At 66.9% G+C, this 19,360-nt stretch carries 12 protein-coding genes; 6 read left to right on the top strand and 6 right to left on the bottom strand.

Features of this window, described 5'->3' with window-relative positions:
- Positions 1 to 53: 53 nt before the first annotated feature.
- The 5 genes from ACEPA4_RS13045 to ACEPA4_RS13025 all read left to right on the top strand — a co-directional run bounded on the left by ACEPA4_RS13045 (position 54) and on the right by ACEPA4_RS13025 (position 7,051).
- Positions 54 to 2,333 carry a transketolase C-terminal domain-containing protein gene (locus ACEPA4_RS13045; RefSeq protein ID WP_262090795.1) on the top strand — a complete coding sequence of 760 codons (2,280 nt, stop codon included), beginning with the start codon at positions 54 to 56 and terminating at the stop codon, positions 2,331 to 2,333.
- Positions 2,334 to 2,336: 3 nt separating this feature from the next.
- On the top strand, positions 2,337 to 4,280 hold the full coding sequence (gene asnB, locus ACEPA4_RS13040; protein WP_253135317.1) for an asparagine synthase (glutamine-hydrolyzing): 1,944 nt from the start codon (positions 2,337 to 2,339) through the stop codon (positions 4,278 to 4,280).
- Between the two features lie 66 nt (positions 4,281 to 4,346).
- A complete protein-coding gene (locus ACEPA4_RS13035; RefSeq protein ID WP_049410520.1) occupies positions 4,347 to 4,907 on the top strand; it encodes an NADPH-dependent FMN reductase in 561 nt (186 codons plus the stop codon).
- A 247-nt stretch (positions 4,908 to 5,154) separates the two neighbouring features.
- Positions 5,155 to 6,585, top strand: a complete 1,431-nt coding sequence (locus tag ACEPA4_RS13030; RefSeq protein ID WP_005417526.1) for a replicative DNA helicase — start codon at positions 5,155 to 5,157, stop codon at positions 6,583 to 6,585.
- 253 nt (positions 6,586 to 6,838) lie between these two features.
- Positions 6,839 to 7,051: a hypothetical protein gene (locus tag ACEPA4_RS13025; RefSeq protein WP_005417525.1), complete on the top strand. Its 213-nt coding sequence runs from the start codon at positions 6,839 to 6,841 to the stop codon at positions 7,049 to 7,051.
- Between the two features lie 368 nt (positions 7,052 to 7,419).
- On the opposite strand, the gene lpdA is transcribed toward ACEPA4_RS13025, so the two are convergent.
- The 6 genes from lpdA to purB all read right to left on the bottom strand — a co-directional run bounded on the left by lpdA (position 7,420) and on the right by purB (position 17,593).
- Positions 7,420 to 8,856 carry a dihydrolipoyl dehydrogenase gene (gene lpdA, locus ACEPA4_RS13020; RefSeq protein WP_005417523.1) on the bottom strand — a complete coding sequence of 479 codons (1,437 nt, stop codon included), beginning with the start codon at positions 8,854 to 8,856 and terminating at the stop codon, positions 7,420 to 7,422.
- Between the two features lie 63 nt (positions 8,857 to 8,919).
- A complete protein-coding gene (gene sucB, locus ACEPA4_RS13015) occupies positions 8,920 to 10,119 on the bottom strand; it encodes a dihydrolipoyllysine-residue succinyltransferase (RefSeq protein ID WP_053499860.1) in 1,200 nt (399 codons plus the stop codon).
- A 40-nt stretch (positions 10,120 to 10,159) separates the two neighbouring features.
- Positions 10,160 to 12,991, bottom strand: a complete 2,832-nt coding sequence (locus tag ACEPA4_RS13010; RefSeq protein ID WP_053499858.1) for a 2-oxoglutarate dehydrogenase E1 component — start codon at positions 12,989 to 12,991, stop codon at positions 10,160 to 10,162.
- 186 nt (positions 12,992 to 13,177) lie between these two features.
- On the bottom strand, positions 13,178 to 14,074 hold the full coding sequence (locus ACEPA4_RS13005; RefSeq protein WP_253135323.1) for a GNAT family N-acetyltransferase: 897 nt from the start codon (positions 14,072 to 14,074) through the stop codon (positions 13,178 to 13,180).
- Positions 14,075 to 14,083: 9 nt separating this feature from the next.
- Complete coding sequence (locus ACEPA4_RS13000; RefSeq protein WP_262090790.1) at positions 14,084 to 15,496, bottom strand: cupin domain-containing protein; 1,413 nt, start codon at positions 15,494 to 15,496, stop codon at positions 14,084 to 14,086.
- 729 nt (positions 15,497 to 16,225) lie between these two features.
- Positions 16,226 to 17,593 (bottom strand): adenylosuccinate lyase, encoded by a 1,368-nt coding sequence (gene purB, locus ACEPA4_RS12995; protein WP_065178598.1) that lies wholly within the window; start codon positions 17,591 to 17,593, stop codon positions 16,226 to 16,228.
- 293 nt (positions 17,594 to 17,886) lie between these two features.
- On the opposite strand from purB, the gene ACEPA4_RS12990 reads away from it, so the two are divergent.
- Positions 17,887 to 19,314 (top strand): aspartate ammonia-lyase, encoded by a 1,428-nt coding sequence (locus ACEPA4_RS12990; RefSeq protein ID WP_005417504.1) that lies wholly within the window; start codon positions 17,887 to 17,889, stop codon positions 19,312 to 19,314.
- Positions 19,315 to 19,360: the final 46 nt, after the last annotated feature.

The following is a 19,360-nucleotide window of genomic DNA, read 5'->3' as shown; positions in this document are numbered from 1 at the left end:
GGTAGCGCCCGGCGTTGCCGGGTGGAATGCAACAACGACACGGAGGGTGTTCGATGTTTGCTGTGGTCCCAGATCCGATTCCTGCGCGCATGCGCGTGCTCAACCGCGCCGAAGTGTGCGACGCCAATTTCCTCGACGCGGTGCGTGGCTGGCGAGGCACACCGCGCGCACGTCCTGCACCGGACGCGCCGATCCTGCCGGGCAGCTTGCTCAGCGCTGCGGCCTTCGGTGAGCTGTTCGATTCCCAGCTGGCCAGTCGCCAGCTGGACCTGATGGCGCGCGTATTGCGCGTGCAGAACAAGGTTTTCTATACCATCGGGTCGTCCGGCCATGAAGGCAACGCGCTGCTGGCGCGGGCCTGCCGGCATACCGACCCCGCATTCCTGCACTATCGCTCCGGCGCCTTCATGGTCGAGCGCTCGCGCCAGGTGCCGGGCATCGACCCGTTGCGCGATGCGGCGCTTTCATTCGCGGCCAGCGCCGATGACCCGGCCAGTGGCGGCCGGCACAAGGTGTGGGGCAGCAAGCCATTGTGGGTATTGCCGCAGACCTCGACCATCGCCTCGCACCTGCCGAAAGCGCTGGGCACCGCGCTGGCCATCGAGAGTGGCAAGCGGCTGGGCCATGCGCTTCCCATTCCGGCCGACAGCATCGTGCTGTGCTCGTTCGGCGACGCCTCGGCCAACCATGCCACTGCGCAGACCGCATTCAACACCGCGATGTGGGCGGCCTACCAGAAACTGCCGGCGCCAATCCTGTTCGTCTGCGAGGACAACGGGCTGGGCATCTCGGTGAAGACGCCGGACGGCTGGATTGCCGAGCGCTTCAGCCACCAGCCAGGGCTGGACTATTTCTTTGCCGATGGCCTCGACCTGGCCACTGGGCACGCCCAGGTGCAGGCCGCAGTGGACCACTGCCGGCGGACGCGGCGACCGACCTTCCTGCATCTGCGCACCACGCGCCTGATGGGCCACGCCGGCACCGACTTCGAGGTGGAATGGCGTGCATTGCCGGAATTGTGCGCGGCCGAGGCACAGGATCCGCTGTTGCGCTCGACGCAGATCGCGCTGGAATCGGGCTGGATGGATGCAGCCGCCATCGAAGTGGCCTACGAGACGATGCGCGCGCGCTGCATGGCCGCCGCTGCCGATGCCGAAGGCCGTGCGAAGCTGCAGTCGCTGCAGGAGGTCATGGCGCCATTGGCACCCTATACGCCCGCAGCGGTGCAGGCCGAAGCCCGGCGCGAGGTCGCCGACGAAGCGCGCGAGGCACTCTATGGCGGTACCGAGGCCTTGCCGGAACGACAGGCGCCACGGCATCTCGCGATCCAGATCAACCACGGCCTGCTGGAACTGCTTGCGAAGTATCCGCAGAGCCTGCTGTTCGGCGAGGACGTGGCTCAGAAGGGCGGTGTCTACACCGTCACCAAGGATCTGCTGCGCCGCTTCGGTCCACGCCGGGTGTTCAACACGCTGCTGGATGAAACCATGATCCTGGGCATGGCGCAGGGCCTGGCCAACCTGGGCATGCTGCCGATTCCGGAGATCCAGTACCTGGCCTACCTGCACAACGCCATCGACCAGCTGCGTGGTGAAGCCTGTTCGCTGCAGTTCTTCTCCAACGACCAGTACCGCAACCCGATGCTGGTGCGGGTGGCCGGGCTGGGCTATCAGAAGGGTTTCGGCGGGCACTTCCACAACGACAACTCGATCACCGCGTTGCGCGACATCCCCGGGCTGGTGGTCGGCTGCCCCTCGCGCGGTGACGATGCGGTGATGATGCTGCGCACGCTGGCCGCATTGGCGCGGGTGGATGGGCGCGTGGCGGTGTTCCTGGAGCCGATCGCGCTGTACATGAGCAAGGACCTGCACGAAGCAGGGGATGGCCAGTGGCTGTTCGACTACCCGGCACAGGGCCAGGCGCTGGTGCCGGGCGAGGGCCGGGTGTATGCACCGGAGGCCGGAGACCTGGTGATCTACACCTATGGCAATGGCGTGCCGATGGCGTTGCGCGCGGCGCGGGCGATCGAGCAGCAGCTGGGCTGGCAGGTGCGGGTGGTCGACCTGCGCTGGCTGGTACCGTTGGATGCCGGCTTCATCGCGGCCCAGGCCGCGAGCGCGCGGCGGGTGCTGGTGCTGGACGAAGGCCGCCACAGCGGCGGAGTGGGTGAGGGCGTGGTCACGGCACTGGTCGAGGCCGGCTTTGGTCACCTGCCGCTGCGCCGCGTCTGTGGCGCCGACACCTACACGCCACTGGCAGGGGCAGCAATGTTCGGGCTTCCAAGCGACAATGCGGTGATTGGCGCCGCCCTCGACCTGGCGCAGGAACCCTGATGCATGTGTGGATTGGCGGGAATGTTGTTGCCGGCGCCGCTGGCGTCGGCCGAGGCGCTGCAGGCGCAGGCGCTGGCCATGGGCCAGGCGCTGCACCATCGCGGGCCGGATGATGGCGGCAGCTGGGTCGATGCCGAGGCGGGCATCGCGCTGGCGCATCGACGCCTGAGCATCCTCGACCTGTCCCCGCTGGGCCACCAGCCGATGGCCTCGGCGGACGGCCGCTACGTGATGGCCTACAACGGCGAGGTCTACAATTTCGCGGCCCTGCGTGAACAGCTGGAGCCGCTGGGGCACACCTTCCGCGGCCATTCCGACACCGAAGTACTGCTGGCGGCGATCCTGCAGTGGGGCGTCGAAGACACCCTGCAGCGCTGCAACGGCATGTTCGCCATCGCGCTGTGGGACCGTCAGGATCGTTGCCTGTGGCTGGCCCGCGACCGCGTCGGCAAGAAGCCGCTGTACTACGGCTGGGCCGGCGACGCGCTGGTGTTCGGTTCGGAACTGAAGGCGCTCTGGCAACACCCGGCGTTCGACAACGACATCGACCGCGATGCGCTCACCTTGCTGCTGCGGCTGGATTACATCCCGGCGCCGCACAGCATCCACCAGCGCTGCTACAAGCTGATGCCGGGCCGGGTGCTGCGGCTGGATGCAGCGGCTGTGGCCGCTGGCGCCGCGGCACACCGCCCGGAGCAGGCGCAGCGCCCGTACTGGGATGCGCGCGCACGCATGCAGGCGGCGTTGGCCGCCCCGTTCCAGGGCCGCATCGAGGAGGCCGAGGAACAGCTGGATACGCTGCTGCGCGATGCGGTGGCGCTGCGCATGGTGGCCGACGTGCCGGTCGGCGTGTTCCTGTCCGGCGGCACGGACTCATCGCTGGTGGCAGCGCTGATGCAGGCGCAGAGCGGGCAGCCGGTGCATAGTTTCAGCATCGGCTTCACCGACTCGGGACATGACGAAGCTCCGCTGGCCAGGGAGCTGGCGGCTCATCTCGGCTGTGATCACACCGAGTTGTACGTCAGTGGCGCCGACGCGCTGGCGGTGGTGCCGCAGTTGCCGGCGATGTTCGATGAACCTTTTGCCGATGCGTCGCAGGTGCCGACCGCGCTGGTGGCACGGCTGGCACGGCAGGGCGTGACCGTCGCGCTGTCCGGCGACGGTGGCGATGAGCTGTTCTTCGGCTACACCCGCTATGTACGCGCGCTGCGCAACTGGCAGATGCTCGGACGCGTGCCGGGGCCGCTGCGGCGCTGGATGGGCGCACGCTCGCAGCAGCAGGGCGAGGCCTCGCGGACCGGTGGCCTGGCGGCGCTGCTGGCCGAGACAGGCGCACGTGGCATCGGCGACGTCTACCGCAACCGCATCTCGCGCTGGCGCGACCCTGCCGCAGCGGTACCCGGTGCGCAGGCGGCCGGCAGCTTCTACGACCTGGCCGATCCGCTGCACGGCGCGGGGACACCGGCCGACGCGATGATGCTGGCCGATTTCGTGACCTACCTGCCCGATGACCTGTTGTGCAAGGTCGACCGGACCTCGATGGCGGTCAGCCTGGAGGCGCGCGCGCCATTGCTGGACTGGCGCGTGGCCGAGTTCGCCTGGTCGCTGCCGCTGGGCTTCAAGCGCAGTGAGACGACCAGCAAGGTGCTGCTCAAGCGCGTGCTGGGCCGTTACGTGCCGCATTCAATGGTGCACCGTCCCAAGCGCGGTTTTGGCGCACCGGTCAGTGACTGGTTGAAGGGCGACCTGCGACCCTGGGCAGAGGACCTGCTGCAGCCGGCGCGGCTGGAGCGTGAGGGCGTGCTGTCGGCGGCGGCGGTGCAGCCGCTGTGGCAGCAGTTCCTGGGGGGGCAGCGCAAGTGGCATACCCACTTGTGGAACGTGCTGATGTTCCAGGCCTGGCAGGCGCATTGGCGGCAGGCGCGGACCGGCGTGACCGGCGGCTGATCTTCACCGGATGGCACGGGCCTGGCGACTAGGCTGGGCCTCCCGCACCGTGAGGAGTATGTCCCGATGTCCGTCCCCACCATCGCCGTGTTCGTTGGCAGCCTGCGCAAGGATTCCTGCAACCGCAAGCTGGCCCATGCGCTGGAGAAGCTCGCCGGTGATCGCGCGCGCTTCCAGTACGTGCAGATCGGCGATCTGCCGTTGTACGACCAGGATTTCGACGCTGATTATCCGCCACAGGGCACCCGGCTGAAGGATCAGGTGCGCGCCGCCGACGCGGTGCTGTTCGTGACACCCGAGTACAACCGGTCGGTGCCCGGCGTGCTCAAGAACGCCATTGATATCGGATCGCGCCCGTACGGTGACAGTGCGTTTGCCGGCAAGCCGGCGGCGGTGATCGGCGCCTCCATCGGCCAGATCGGTACCGCCGTGGCCCAGCAGCACCTGCGCAACAGCCTGGCCTTCCTGGACATGCATGTGCTGGGCCAGCCCGAGGCATTCATCCACTTCAAGGACGGCCTGATCGATGCCGATGGCACGATCCACAACGAAGGCACGCAGAAGTTCCTGCAGGGCTACGTGGACCGGTTCCTGGCGTTGATCGCAGTGCACGTCAAGGGCGATTGACGCCGGCGGGGTCAGAGTCCCCTGCGTCGCAGAGGATCCGACCCCGGGGCGTTGATCTGCGATAATGTCCCGCTCGGGCGCCGCAACGGCGCCCGTCGCAGGCAGTGCGACGCTTTCACGCCAGTCTGGCCAGGTACCGGCGGATATCCCCCGTTTTCCCACGGCTTATCCACAGGCTTGTCCATGGCTGCCGGGGTCGGCACATGCCTACACTCGTCTGGCCCACTTTTGCAGGAAACACCGCAGCATGTCCGCTCGTCCCGGCTTCCGTTCCAACCGCAGAGAGCGCGGTGATGGCTTCGATCGCGATCGCGACGAGTCGCGCATCGACCAGTTGCGGGTACCGCCCCATTCGGTGGAAGCCGAGCAGGCGGTGCTGGGTGGCCTGATGCTGGCGCCCGAGGCGTATGACCGTGTCAACGACCAGCTGACCGAAAGCGACTTCTATCGTCGCGATCACCAGATGATCTATCGTGCGATCCGCGAGCTGTCCGAACGCGAACGGCCGTTCGACGCGGTGACGCTGGGCGAGTGGTTTGAATCGCAGGGCAAGATGGAACTGGTGGGTGACGGCGCCTACCTGATCGAACTGGCCAGTACCACGCCGTCAGCTGCCAACATCGTGGCCTACGCCGAGATCGTGCGCGACAAGGCGGTGCTGCGGCAGCTGATCCAGGTCGGCACCGACATCGTCAACGACGGTTTCCAGCCAGAGGGGCGCGACAGCAGCGAGCTGCTGGCCTCGGCGGAAAAGAGCGTGTTTGCAATCGCCGAACAGGGTGCGCGTGGCCGTACCGATTTCGTGGCCATGCCCGGTGCACTGAAGGATGCCTTCGAGGAGCTGCGCAACCGCTTCGAGAACGGCGGCAACATCACCGGCCTGCCGACCGGTTACAACGATTTCGACGCGATGACCGCTGGCCTGCAGCCGACCGACCTGATCATCCTCGCGGCGCGCCCGGCAATGGGCAAGACCACCTTCGCGCTGAACATCGCCGAGTACGCGGCGATCAAGTCGAAGAAGGGCGTGGCGGTGTTCTCGATGGAAATGTCGGCGTCGCAGCTGGCGATGCGCCTGATTTCCTCCAATGGACGCATCAACGCGCAGCGCCTGCGTACCGGCCAGCTGGAAGACGAGGACTGGAGCCGCGTCACCAGCGCGATCAAGATGCTGAAGGAAACCAAGATCTTCATCGACGACACGCCGGGCGTGTCGCCTGAAGTGCTGCGTTCCAAGTGCCGCCGCCTCAAGCGCGAGCATGACCTGGGCCTGGTGGTGATCGATTACCTGCAGCTGATGAGCGTGCCGGGCAACAGCGAGAACCGCGCGACCGAAATCTCGGAAATCTCGCGTTCGCTGAAGGGCCTGGCCAAGGAACTGAACGTGCCGGTGATCGCGCTGTCGCAGCTCAACCGCTCGCTGGAAACGCGTACCGACAAGCGCCCGGTGATGGCCGACCTTCGCGAATCGGGCGCAATCGAGCAGGACGCGGACATGATCGTGTTCATCTACCGCGACGACTACTACAACAAGGAAAACTCGCCGGACAAGGGCCTGGCCGAAATCATCATCGGCAAGCACCGTGGTGGCCCGACCGGCTCGTGCAAACTGAAGTTCTTCGGTGAGTACACCCGCTTCGACAACCTGGCCCACGACTCGGTCGGTTCGTTCGAATAGCGGTCATGCCGGCCGCTGGCCGGCAACCACCATCGGGCGAGCCAAGGCACCGGCAGGAGCTGCTGTCAGCGCGGGTTCCATGCGGTCGCCACGAAGCGCAGCCGGGCATGGGCATGGGCATGGGCGTGGCGTTGCACTGCGCTGGGCCGGTTTCATCGCCGCCAGCCCGGTTTCGTCGCAAACTGTTTGCCGGCGCCAGGGTAGGGCGCCAAGGTGTCCGCAGGCGGCAGGGTGCCGTCCCAAGGAGACCGTGATGAAGACCCTGTTCGCGCTCGGTGTGTGGTGCCTGCTGTTCGTACTGTGCTGGCCGCTGGCGATCCTCGCCCTGATCGCCTGGCCGTTCGTGTGGCTGCTGAGCCTGCCGTTCCGACTGGTCGGCATCACCTTCTCGGCGCTGTTCGCCTTCCTGCGCGCGCTGTTCATGCTGCCGGCGCGCATGCTCGGTGGCCGGGCGGTGCCCGCATGAGGGCGGTGGTGCTGGTCGGTCTGGCCCTGTTGGCGGGCCCGCTACAGGCCGCTCCTCCAGCACCGCCTTCGGTGTGGCTGGAGCGCCAGCAGGCAGCCGGTGCCGACGAAGCGAATGCTGCTGGGGCGAAGGCTTCGACGGGGCCCGGGGACAGGGAGCGCTGCCGGGTCACGAAGGAATGGAAGGTCGGCGAGACGGTGGTGCAGCATCGGATCTGTGACGATCCACCGAACAAGCCCGCTGGAAAGGTGTAGCGCCGAGCCCAATGCTCGGCGCTACAGGAAAATGAGCAACAAAAAACCCCGCCGAGGCGGGGCTTCTTGAATCCGGGTGAAGCCGGCCAGCGGCCGGCACTACCAGGTGGACGATCAGTTCGCTTTGTGGATGGCGCGCTTGCTGACCGCCATCGCGGCGTCGTGGATCACTTCCGACAGCGACGGGTGGGCGTGGCAGATGCGGGCCAGGTCATCGGCCGAGCCGCTGAACTCCATGGTCAGCACGCCTTCGTGCACCAGTTCGGAGACGTTGGCGCCAACCAGGTGCATGCCGAGGATGCGATCGGTTTCGGCATGGGCCAGGATCTTCACGAACCCCGCCGGCTCGATCATCGCTACGGCACGGCCGTTGGCGGCGAACGGGAAGCTGCCGGCCTTGTACGGAATGCCCTCGGCCTTCAGCTGGGCTTCGGTCTTGCCGACCCAGGCCAGTTCCGGCTCGGTGTAGATGACCCACGGGATGGTGTCGAAGTTGACGTGGCCCGGCAGGCCGGCGATCAGCTCAGCCACCGCGATGCCTTCCTCGAAGCCCTTGTGCGCCAGCATCGGGCCGCGCACGCAGTCGCCGACCGCCCACACGCCGTTGACGCCGGTGTGGCAGTGCGCGTCGACTTCGATCTGGCCGCGCTCGTTGACCTTGACGCCGGTGCCTTCGGCCAGCAGGCCCTTGGTGGCGGCGCGACGGCCGACGGCCACCAGCAGCTTGTCCACGGTCAGGGTCTTTTCGCCTTCCGCGTCAGTGTAGGTGACGATGACTTCCTTCTTCTTGCCCTTGCCGGTGATCTCGGTCTTGGAAACCTTGGCATTGAGCTTGATGTCCAGGCCCTGCTTCTTGAATTCCTTGGCAGCGGCCTTGGCCACTTCGGCATCGGCAGCCGCCAGGAACTCCGGCATGGCCTCAAGGATGGTGACTTCAGCGCCCAGGCGCTTCCACACGCTGCCCAGTTCCAGGCCGATCACGCCGGCACCGATCACCGCCAGGCGGTTCGGCACTTCGGTGAAGTCCAGGCCGCCGACGTTGTCGACGATGGTCTCGCCGTCGAACTTGGCGAACGGCAGTTCGATCGAATCCGAACCGGCCGCGATGATGACGTTGGTGCCCTTCAGCTCGACTTCCGAACCGTCGTGCTGCTTCACCTTGACCACGTTGCCCGGCTGCAGCTGGCCGAAGCCGTAGTAGGCGGCGACCTTGTTGGCCTTGAACAGCATGCCGATGCCGCCGGTGAACTGCTTGACGATCTTGTCCTTGCGGCCAATCATCGCCTCGACGTCGATCTTGGCATCCTTGAAGCTGATGCCGTGGTCGCCAAAGATGTGGCCCATGTTCCAGAACTGGCGCGAGGAATCGAGCAGCGCCTTGGACGGGATGCAGCCCACGCGCAGGCAGGTGCCGCCGAGGGCCGGCTTGCCGTCCTTGCCCAGCGCTGCGTCGATGCAGGCGGTCTTCAGGCCCAGCTGGGCCGCGCGGATGGCAGCGTGGTAACCGGCCGGGCCGGCACCGATGACGACGACGTCGAATTGTTCAGCCATTGAATTATTCCTTGATGCATTACCAGAACCCCTCCGCGCAGGCGCGGAGGGGCGGGAGGTTTCTTACAGGCCGAACAGCATGCGGCCCGGGTTTTCCAGCTGGTTCTTGATGTCCACCAGGAACTGCACCGAGTCCTTGCCGTCGATGATGCGGTGGTCGTAGGACAGCGCCAGGTACATCATCGGCGCGATCACGACCTGGCCGTTCTGGGCGATCGGACGCTCCTTGATGGCGTGCATGCCCAGGATGGCGCTCTGCGGCGGGTTGATGATCGGGGTCGACAGCAGCGAACCGAAGGTGCCGCCGTTGGTCACGGTGAAGGTGCCGCCCTGCAGTTCTTCCAGGCCCAGCTTGCCGTCACGTGCCTTCTTGGCGTAGTCGGCGATGGTCTTCTCGATGTCGGCGAACGACATGCGCTCGACGTTGCGCAGGACCGGCGTGACCAGGCCCTTCTCGGTCGACACGGCGATCGAGATGTCCGAGTAGCCGTGGTAGATGATGTCGTCGCCGTCGATCGATGCGTTGACCAGCGGGAAGCGCTGCAGCGCGTTGGCAGCGGCCTTCACGAAGAAGCTCATGAAGCCCAGCTTGATGCCGTGGGCCTTGACGAACTCGTCCTGCAGCTCCTTGCGCGCCGCCGACACCTTGGACAGGTCGACTTCGTTGAAGGTGGTCAGCATGGCGGTGGAGTTCTTCGACTCCATCAGGCGCTCGGCGATGCGCTTGCGGATGCGGGTCATCGGCACGCGCTCTTCCGGACGTGCACCACCGGCCTTGCCGGCGCCGCCGTTGCGGGCGAAGTTGACGATGTCTTCCTTGGTCACTGCACCACGACGGCCGGTGCCGTCGACGTCGGCCGGGTTCACGCCTTCGGTGATGGCGGTGAAGCGGGCGCCCGGCGGCAGGGTGTCGGCGGCCGACTTGGCAGCCGGAGCCGGAGCGGCGGCAGCGGCCGGAGCAGCGGCGGCCGGTGCGGCTTCAGCCTTCTTCTCTTCAGCGGCCGGGGCCGGAGCCGCAGCCACGGCGCCTTCTTCGATGATCGCCACGACCTGGCTGGAGGTCACGGTATCGCCTTCCTTGAACTTGATTTCCTTCAGCACGCCGTCAACCGGCGACGGCACTTCCAGCACGACCTTGTCGGTTTCCAGGTCAAGCAGGTTTTCGTCGCGCTTGACGGCGTCGCCCACCTTCTTGTGCCAGGTGGCGATGGTGCCGTCGGCGACGGATTCGGGCAGTACCGGGGCTTTGACTTCGGTGGCCATTGCGGGAGCTTCCTGGTTTGTCTTCTAAATAGGGGGAGGATTATTCAGCGAACGTGTCGTTGAACGGGTTGACCAGTGCGTCGGCAATCAGCTGCTGCTGCTCGCGGACGTGGTCAGCCATGTGACCGGCAGCCGGCGACGCCGAACGTGCGCGACCGGCGTAGTGCAGGTTCTGGCCATCGGCCAGGCAGAACTGCAGGTGGTGGCGGATCTGGTACCACGCGCCCTGGTTCTGCGGTTCTTCCTGCGTCCACACCACGTCGGTGGCCTTGCCGTACTTCTTCAGCTCGGCAGCCAGCAGCGCACGCGGGAACGGATACAGCTGCTCCACGCGGATGATCGCCACGTCGTCCTGGCCACGCTTGGTCTGGTCTTCCAGCAGGTCGTAGTAGACCTTGCCCGAGCACAGCACCACGCGCTTGACCTTCTTGGCATCGGCATTGGCGTCGCCGATCAGGTGCTGGAACTCGCCATTGGCCAGTTCGTCCAGGGTCGACACGGCCAGCTTGTGGCGCAGCAGCGACTTCGGCGACATCACCACCAGCGGCTTGCGGGTGGTCATGTGCAGCTGGCGACGCAGCATGTGGAAGGCCTGCGCCGGGGTCGACGGCACGACAACCAGCATGTTCTCCAGGGCGCACAGCTGCAGGAAGCGCTCCAGGCGCGCCGAGCTGTGTTCCGGGCCTTGTCCTTCATAGCCATGCGGCAGCAGCAGGGTCAGGCCGGAAATGCGGCCCCACTTGGCTTCACCGGCGGCGATGAACTGGTCGATCACCACCTGGGCACCGTTGGCGAAGTCGCCGAACTGGCCTTCCCAGATGCACAGCGTGTTCGGATCGGTGGTGGAGAAACCGTACTCGTAGGCCATCACCGCTTCTTCGCTCAGCAGCGAGTCGATGACGGTGGCCTTCTCCGGCGAATCCACCAGCTGCCGCAGCGGCATGTAGTAGTTGTCGGTCTTCTGGTCGTGCAGGATCGCATGGCGGTGCGTGAACGTACCGCGGCCGACGTCCTGGCCTACCAGGCGCAGCGCGTGGCCTTCGTCGAGCAGGGTGGCGTAGGCCAGGTTCTCGGCAAAGCCCCAGTCGCCCGCGATCTCGCCGGCGGCCATCTTGCGGCGGTCGTCGTAGACCTTGGCCACGCGCGAGTGCAGCTGCACTTCGTCCGGGATGGTGTTGATCAGCTTGGCCAGCTCGACCAGCTTGTTCTTCTCGACCTTGGTCGAGACCGGGTCGGACAGCTTGCCTTCCAGCAGCTTCGGCCAATCGACGAACAGCGGGCTGGTCGGCGGAGTCTTCTCGACCTTGGCCAGCTCGGTGGTCACTTCACCGGCGTCCAGCTTCTCGCGGTAGGCATCGACCATGGCCTTGCCGGCACCGGCGGCGATCACGCCCGCCTTTTCCAGCTGCTCGGCATACATCTCGCGGGTGGTCGGGTGCTTGCGGATCACCTGGTACATCAGCGGCTGGGTGATCGCCGGCTCGTCGGCCTCGTTGTGGCCCCAACGGCGGTAGCACATCAGGTCGATGACCACGTCCTTGGCGAACTTCTGGCGGAACTCGAAGGCCAGCTGCGCGGCGAACACGACGGCTTCCGGATCATCGCCGTTCACGTGCAGCACCGGGGCGGCGATCATCTTCGCCACGTCGGTGGCATAGCGCGTGGAGCGCGTATCCAGCGGGTTGGAAGTGGTGAAGCCGACCTGGTTGTTGACCACGATGTGCACGGTGCCGCCGACGGCGAAGCCGCGGGCCTGCGACATCTGGAACAGCTCCATGACCACGCCCTGGCCGGAGAAGGCCGCGTCGCCGTGGATCAGGATCGGCATGACCTGCTTGCGTGCGGTGTCCTTGCGGCGCTCCTGGCGTGAACGCACGGAACCGGCCACGACCGGGTCGGCGATTTCCAGGTGCGACGGGTTGAACGCCAGTGCCAGGTGCACCGGGCCACCGTCGGTGGCGACGTCGGCGGAGAAGCCCATGTGGTACTTCACGTCGCCGGCCGACGCGTGCTCGTCGTGCTCGAACTTGCCTTCGAATTCGTCGAACAGCTTGCGCGGGTTCTTGCCCAGGGTGTTGACCAGCACGTTCAGGCGGCCGCGGTGGGCCATGCCGATCACCACGTCCTTGACGCCATCCTTGCCGGCGCTGCGGATGATGGTGTCCATCATCGGGATCAGCGAGTCGCCGCCTTCCAGCGAGAAGCGCTTCTGGCCGACGTACTTGGTGTGCAGGTAGCGCTCCAGGCCTTCGGCCGCGGTCAGGCGCTCCAGGGTGCGGCGCTGGGTGTCAGCGTCCAGCTGGTAGTTGCCACCGGCCGCTTCCAGCTTCTTGTAGATCCACTGGCGTTGCTCGACCTCGGAGATGTGCATGAACTCCGCACCGATCGAGCCGGTGTAGGTCGCCTTCAGGCGTGCGAGCAGGTCGCGCAGCTTCATGCGCGGCTGGCCGCCGACGCCGCCGGTGCTGAACTCGCTGTTGAGATCGGCATCGGACAGGCTGTGGAACGGCAGGCCCAGGTCCGGGGTGTTCACCGGCGCGGCCAGGCCCAGCGGATCGAGGCGGGCGTCCAGGTGGCCGCGCGAGCGGTAGGCGGTGATCAGACGACCGACATTGCGCTCGCGCTCGTCGCCCGCACCGGTGCCGGTGCCAGCTTTCAGCGCATCCTTGGCCGCGTCCGCGATGTGGGAGATGACGGCCGAGTGCGGAATGTCACCTGCTTCGCGGCCCTTGAAGCCGTCGAAGTAGGTTTTCCATTTGGGATCGACACTATCCGGGGAGACCAGGTACTGCTCGTACAGGTCCTCGACATAGGAGGCGTTGCCGCCGGCGAGTTGCGAAGATTGCGCAAACTGCTTCAGTTGATTGTCCACGATGGAGGGTGTTGATTCGCTTTGTGGGGTATGGCTTCAGAAGGACCCGGCAGGAAGATGAATAGCCCTGCGCGGGCGCGTTCAAACAGCCAAATTGTACCCCCAACGGGACACGAAGGGGCACCACTGCGGGCATCCCACGTCCGCCGGTGCCGGTTCCAGACAGGTTGGGTCAGCGGCGCCGGTTCAGATGCCGAGCGCGCGCAGTTCGCTGCAATCGCGCGAACGGTCCCAGACGCGCTGCAATTGCTGCCCGAACGGCTGCGAACGTGCCGGCAGCGCGATACCGGCCTCGCCGTCGAGGCGATGGCCGATCAGACGAAAGTAGAAGTCGCCCGCATCGTTGAGCAGGCAGGAAGAGGCCAGCGCGCGGTCGACCGGGTCGCTGACCTCGCGGAACTGGATCACGCTTGGCAAGCGCTGGGCCAGCGCCAGCAGCGGTGCCCCGGCAGAGGCGATCGCAGCGGCATCGTGCACGATCACCCGCAGCTGCTTGTCGTGGCGGGCGGTGACGAAGCGGCGCAGGGCGGCCTGCACCGGCGCCGCGTCGAGCAGTCCCGGGTCCAGCTGGCGGCTGTGCAGCCACAGCTGGCGGCGGGCGCGGTGGACGATGGCCGTGGTGATGGCCACCGCCTCGGCGCGGCAGTCGATCGCGCTGGTCGCGCCCAGCCGGCGGCGCATCTGCTGGTGGCCGATGCCGGCCTCCTCGAACGCCTCGCCTTCCGGCAGGAAGCCCTGGCGGGCATAGAAATCGCGGGCGGGTAGTTGGGCGTGCAGGTGCAGCTCGGCCAGGCCGAGCCTGCGCCCGGCCTCGACCAGTGCCTCCAGCAGGGCCTCACCGACCCCGTGGCTGCGATGGCTGGCCAGCACGGCCATACGGCCGATGCGGCCGTCCGGGGCCAGCCGGCCGGTGCCGACCGGCTGGTTGTCACTGTCCAGTGCCAGCACATGGGCGCTGACCGGGTCCAGCGCATCGCGTTCCAGTTCCGCGGCGATGCCCTGTTCCTGCACGAACACGCGTTGGCGCACGTCGTGGATGGCAACGTGGGCGTCGGCGTGGCTGACCTGCTGGACCCGGATCATGGTGAGGGCTCAGGCCCGGCCAGTGCTGTCGTCTTCGTCGTCGTCCTCGAAGTTGACGATGACCTCGATACCGTCGTCGTGCACGGTCACGGAGTGGACATCGTCGGACACCGCGTCGGCGTCGATCGCGTCGACGCGGTCACGGCCTTCGACTACTTCGCCGAGGACCACGGCGTCTTCGCCGTCGTCCTCCTCTTCAGCGTCGTACACCTCGTTCGGATCGATCAGCTGGAACACGCCACCGACCAGCAGCTGCTGGAGCACGGCACGGCCCTTGTCGGACAGGCCGCGATAGGCGGCGGCGTCGAGCTGCTCGGCACCGGCCAGGCGCTGGGCGTCCTTCACCGGCAGCGCGAAGTCCTGGCCGCTGACGTACAGGCTGGCGCCGCGCTTGGCCCGGCGCCAGGCCAGGCGTGCCCACGGGTGGCGCTGCAGCAGCAGGCCGGAGGCCAGCGCCTGGACCACTTCCTCCGGTGCCGGTGCGGCCTGGTGGGCCATCACTTCGCCGGCGGCGCGGTAGGTGGTGATGAAGCGACCGAACCAGTCACCCAGCTTGTCCGGGTCGTTCATGCGGATGGCGTTGAGCGCGGTGATCACCCGCGCCATCGCCACCGTGTCGATTTCGTTCGGGTCGGCCGGCACCTTGAGGTCGGCATCCTGGTAACGGATGTTCTCGTCGGCATCGGCGATCAGGGTGTCGAGGTAGTCGCTGATCAGCTCGGCCGAGGACGGCGCGCGCATGCCGAAGGAGAACGTCAGGCAGGGATCCTCGGCGACGCCGTGGTGCGGCACGTTCGGCGGCAGGTACAACATGTCGCCCGGTGCCAGCACCCAGTCGTGGGTCGGCTTGAACACCTTCAGCAGCTTCAGTTCCACGTCCGGGCGGAAGCCCAGCGGTGGCTGCTTGCCCTTGATCGATTCGCTGGCGTCGATCTGCCAGCGGCGGTGGCCGTGGGCCTGCAGCAGGAACACGTCGTACTGGTCGACATGGGCGCCGACCGAGCCGCCGGTGGCGGCGAAGCTGATCATCACATCATCCATGCGCCAACGCGGCAGGAAGCTGAAGTGCTCGATCAGGGCGCGCACGTCCGGGTCCCACTTGTCCACGTCCTGCACCAGCAGGGTCCAGTCCTGGTCGGGCAGGGCGGGGAACACGTCTTCCTGGAACGGGCCGGTGCGCACGCGCCAGCCGTCCCGGGTCTTGTCGTGCTCGATCAGGCGCGCCAGCACGCCTTCCTCGCAGGCCAGCCCGGCCAGGTCTTCCGGCTGCACCGGGGTCTGGAAGTTGGGGAAGGCGTTGCGGATCAGCAGCGGGCGTTTCTGCCAGAAGTCGCGCAGGAAGGTGGCCGGCGCCATGCCCAGCGGCTGGCCGGGGCGGGCGGTGACTTCGATGAGGGGGGCGGAGGACTTGCGGGCGGCCATGGGGGAATCCTTGCAGCGGAAAGCGGGAGGGGCGGCGTGGCGGGCCGCCGAGGTCTCCATTGTCCGACGTTCGTGGGGATTGCGCACGTGTGGTGGTTTGTCGCGGGGTGTCCGGCCAACGGCGGAGCCCCTCGTGGCGGGGACGGGTTCACAAGCAAAAGCCGCGCTTGGCCGGGCGGGTGGGCTGCGCGGGGGACGCTGCAAGTACGTCCCTGTAAGTTTGGCCGCCGCATCCATGCGGCGGACACCCCCGCGCAGCCCACCCGCCCGGCCCCTGACAGTTTCCTGCGCGGCCCGCCACGGAATGAAAGAAGAAAATCAAAGGCAAAAGCGGGTCGCGCGCTGCGCTTGCTCATGTAGAGCAGAGCCAACGCTCGGCTTGCTGTTGCCCGTGCCCAAAAGCAGCCGAGCACGGGCTCGGCTCTACAAAAGACCCTCAAACAAAGAGGGACGCGGCGAAGCCGCGTCCCTCTTTCAAATTCCGTCCCGACAACCCAATGCTCTTCGATCCGTCACCGGGAAACTGTCAGAGGTGGGGCGGGTTGGGTTCGCGGGGGTGTCCGCGGCATGGATGCCGCGGCCAAGCCCCCAGGGACGGGTTCACGGCGTCCCCCGCGAACCCAACCCGCCCCGCCAAGCGAGGCAGTAACCCAGAGCCGCCTTTGACGTTGCAGTTGCAGTTAAGCCTGCCGCAGGCAGCGCCCGCGGCCGCCGCCGCAAGCAAACCCCTTAGATCTTCTTTGCCAGCGCCTCGGCCAGGCCGGTGTAGCTGCCCGGGGTCATCTCGAGCAGACGCTGCTTCGCATCCGTCGGCAGCTCCAGCCCCTGCACGAACGCACGCATCGACTCGGCCGTGATCCCCTGGCCGCGGGTCAGCGCCTTCAGCTGCTCGTACGGGTTCGGCAGGCCATGGCGGCGCATCACCGTCTGCACGGCCTCGGCCAGCACTTCCCAGGCCGCGTCCAGGTCCGCATCCAGGCGCTGCGGGTTCACCTCCAGCTTGCCCAGGCCCTTGGCCAGCGAATCCAGTGCCACCTGGCTGTGGCCGAACGCGGTGCCCAGCGCACGCAGCACGGTGGAATCGGTCAGGTCACGCTGCCAGCGGCTGATCGGCAGCTTCGCGCTGAAGTGCTCGAACAGGGCGTTGGCGATGCCGAAATTGCCTTCCGCATTCTCGAAGTCGATCGGATTGACCTTGTGCGGCATCGTCGACGAGCCGACTTCGCCTTCCTTCAGGCGCTGCTTGAAGTAGCCCAGCGAGATGTAGCCCCAGATGTCGCGGGCCAGGTCGATCAGGATGATGTTGGCGCGGCGTGCGGCATCGCCGATCTCGGCCACGTTGTCGTGCGGCTCGATCTGCGTGGTGTACGGGTTGAATACCAGGCCCAGGCCGGTCACGAAGCGCTCGGCGAAGGCAGGCCAGTCCACGTCCGGGTAGCTGGCGATGTGGGCGTTGTAGTTGCCGACCGCACCGTTGATCTTGCCGGTCAGTTCGACCGCGGCAATCTGCCTGCGCTGGCGCTCCAGGCGGGCGACCACGTTGGCCAGTTCCTTGCCCAAGGTGGTCGGCGAGGCGGTCTGGCCGTGGGTGCGCGACAGCATCGGCTGGCCGGCCTGGGCGTGGGCCAGGCTGCGCAGGGTGCTGGCGATGCCGTCCAGGGTCGGCAGCAGCACTTCACGGCGGGCCTGTTCCAGCATCAGGCCGTAGCTGAGATTGTTGATGTCTTCGCTGGTGCAGGCGAAATGCACGAATTCCAGCGCCGGAGCCAGCTCGGCGTCGTCCTTCAGCTGTTCCTTGATGAAGTACTCCACCGCCTTGACGTCATGGTTGGTGGTGCGCTCGATCTCCTTCACGCGTGCAGCCTGGGCCGGGCTGAAGCTGGCGGCCAGGGCGCGCAGACGGGCGACGGCGGCGTCGGAGAACGGGGCCAGTTCGACGATGCCCGGCTCGGCGGCCAGCGCCAGCAGCCATTCCACCTCGACCGTGATGCGGGCCTTGATCAGGCCGTACTCGGAGAAGATCGGGCGCAGGGCGTCGACCTTGCCGGCATAGCGGCCATCGAGCGGGGACAGGGCGAGCAGGGCGGAATCGGACATGTCGGCAGGGCTGGGGCGAGCGGCGGGGGCCATATTCTACGACGTGCCGGTCAGGTAGTGCCGGCCGCTGGCCGGCAACCACGCCCGGCCTACGCTTCCATGGATTGCCGGCCAGCGGCCGGCACTACCCCTGCGCGTGCACAACGGCCGTGCAGACGGAACGATCTGGCCCGCGCTCGTCATCCCACGCTGCGGGCAAGGGAGTATCGTTGGCGCAGCCGCCAGCCCGGGAAGCGACACCCTGCCAGCCGCCGCTTCCCTTTCCCCAACTGAAGTAGTGCGGAGTTGATGCAATGAGCAAAGCTGCAAGCAAGGGTTTCAGAATCGAACACGACAGCATGGGCGAGCTGCAGGTGCCTGCCGACGCCCTGTGGGGCGCGCAGACCCAGCGTGCCGTGCAGAACTTCCCGGTGTCGGGCCAGCGCATGCCGCGCGGTTTCATCCGTGCCCTGGGCCTGGTCAAGGGCGCCGCCGCGGGCGTCAACGCGGAGCTGGGCCATCTGCCGAAGAACGTGGCCAAGGCCATCCAGACCGCTGCCGCCGAAGTGGCCGCCGGCAACTGGGATGCGCAGTTCCCGATCGATGTCTACCAGACTGGTTCGGGCACGTCGTCGAACATGAATGCCAATGAGGTCATCGCCACACTGGCCAACCGTGCCGGCAAGGCGGGCAAGACCGCCGTGCACCCCAATGACCACGTCAACCAGGGGCAGAGCTCCAACGACGTGATTCCGACCGCGCTGCGCGTGTCGGCGGTGTTGGCGACGCATGAGCAGCTGCTGCCGGCGCTGGTGCACCTGCGCAAGACCCTGGACAAGAAGGGCCGCAGCCTGCGCAAGGTGGTCAAGACCGGCCGTACCCACCTGATGGACGCGATGCCACTGACCTTCGAGCAGGAGTTCGGCGCATGGTCGGCACAGCTGGCCTCGGCGCAGGAGCGGATCGAAGACAGCCTCAGGCGCGTGCGCCGCCTGCCGCTGGGTGGCACCGCCATCGGCACCGGCATCAATGCCGACCCGCGCTTCGGCGCGCAGGTGGCCAAGGCACTGAAGCAACAGACCGGTTTCAAGTTCGACAGCGCCGAGAACAAGTTCGAGGGCCTGGCCGCGCAGGATGATGCCGTGGAACTGTCGGGCCAGCTCAATGCACTGGCCGTGGCGCTGATCAAGATCGCCAATGATCTTCGCTGGATGAATGCCGGTCCGCTGGCCGGGCTGGGCGAGATCGAACTGCCGGCGCTGCAGCCGGGCAGCTCGATCATGCCGGGCAAGGTCAACCCGGTGATTCCGGAAGCGACCGTGATGGCCTGCGCGCAGGTGATCGGCCACCACACGGCAATCACCGTGGCCGGGCAGACCGGAAACTTCCAGCTCAACGTCACCCTGCCGCTGATCGCGGTGAACCTGCTCGATGGCATCGGCCTGCTGGCCAATGTGTCGCGGCTGCTGGCCGACAGCGCGATCGCCGGGTTGAAAGTGCGCGAGGACCGTGTGGCCGAAGCGCTGGCGCGCAATCCGATCCTGGTCACGGCATTGAATCCGATCATCGGCTACGAGAAGGCCGCGGCCATCGCCAAGCGTGCCTACAAGGAACAACGCCCGGTGTTGGACGTGGCACTGGAAGACAGCGGGCTGGAGGAGGCCGAATTGCGGCGCCTGCTGGATCCGACCGCACTGACCGCAGGTGGCATCCAGGCTGGCGGTGGTGGCGCCGGCGGTTGATCTGCTGGTTGTAGAGCCGAGCCCATGCTCGGCTCAGGTTCCGGGC

The organism is Stenotrophomonas sp. P2112, assembly GCF_041897515.1.
GTDB lineage: Bacteria > Pseudomonadota > Gammaproteobacteria > Xanthomonadales > Xanthomonadaceae > Stenotrophomonas > Stenotrophomonas sepilia.
This window is presented reverse-complemented; position numbering and strand designations above follow the sequence as displayed.

Excerpts from the sequence above, each read along its gene's own strand:
- ACEPA4_RS13045 (WP_262090795.1), top strand. The coding sequence starts at position 54 with ATGTTTGCTGTGGTCCCAGATCCGATTCCTGCGCGCATGCGCGTGCTC.
- asnB (WP_253135317.1), top strand. The coding sequence starts at position 2,337 with ATGTGTGGATTGGCGGGAATGTTGTTGCCGGCGCCGCTGGCGTCGGCC.
- ACEPA4_RS13035 (WP_049410520.1), top strand. The coding sequence starts at position 4,347 with ATGTCCGTCCCCACCATCGCCGTGTTCGTTGGCAGCCTGCGCAAGGAT.
- ACEPA4_RS13030 (WP_005417526.1), top strand. The coding sequence starts at position 5,155 with ATGTCCGCTCGTCCCGGCTTCCGTTCCAACCGCAGAGAGCGCGGTGAT.
- ACEPA4_RS13025 (WP_005417525.1), top strand. The coding sequence starts at position 6,839 with ATGAAGACCCTGTTCGCGCTCGGTGTGTGGTGCCTGCTGTTCGTACTG.
- lpdA (WP_005417523.1), bottom strand. The coding sequence starts at position 8,856 with ATGGCTGAACAATTCGACGTCGTCGTCATCGGTGCCGGCCCGGCCGGT.
- sucB (WP_053499860.1), bottom strand. The coding sequence starts at position 10,119 with ATGGCCACCGAAGTCAAAGCCCCGGTACTGCCCGAATCCGTCGCCGAC.
- ACEPA4_RS13005 (WP_253135323.1), bottom strand. The coding sequence starts at position 14,074 with ATGATCCGGGTCCAGCAGGTCAGCCACGCCGACGCCCACGTTGCCATC.
- ACEPA4_RS13000 (WP_262090790.1), bottom strand. The coding sequence starts at position 15,496 with ATGGCCGCCCGCAAGTCCTCCGCCCCCCTCATCGAAGTCACCGCCCGC.
- purB (WP_065178598.1), bottom strand. The coding sequence starts at position 17,593 with ATGTCCGATTCCGCCCTGCTCGCCCTGTCCCCGCTCGATGGCCGCTAT.
- ACEPA4_RS12990 (WP_005417504.1), top strand. The coding sequence starts at position 17,887 with ATGAGCAAAGCTGCAAGCAAGGGTTTCAGAATCGAACACGACAGCATG.